We start from the raw sequence: 255 nt of genomic DNA, 5'->3' as shown, positions 1-255 counted from the left end.
AATTCGGATCTTTAGCTTTCTCCCTCATTTCAAAGCTTTGACACCGCTTTACAAAATGCTTCTCATTTATGATCACCTTAGCTGCACCTAAACTTTTTTTAGCATAATTTAAGATTTGCTTTTCCTTCTCTAACAATTCTTGAGTAGTAAACTTATTGCCTACTCTAATTAAAATACCTGATTTCTCACACTCATTTATCTCTTTTTGTATTTCCGTGGTTGAGGCATTCCCTATACTATATTTTAAAACCCTGC

At 33.3% G+C, this 255-nt stretch carries 1 protein-coding gene; it reads right to left on the bottom strand.

Annotated features, from left to right (window positions below):
• A partial coding sequence (locus NF27_RS12155) for a hypothetical protein (RefSeq protein WP_039454577.1) occupies positions 1 to 255 on the bottom strand: 255 nt, incomplete at both ends.

Source organism: Candidatus Jidaibacter acanthamoeba (genome assembly GCF_000815465.1).
GTDB lineage: Bacteria > Pseudomonadota > Alphaproteobacteria > Rickettsiales > Midichloriaceae > Jidaibacter > Jidaibacter acanthamoebae.
The sequence above is the reverse complement of the archived record's forward strand: the minus strand, read 5'-3'. Positions and strand labels throughout refer to the sequence as shown.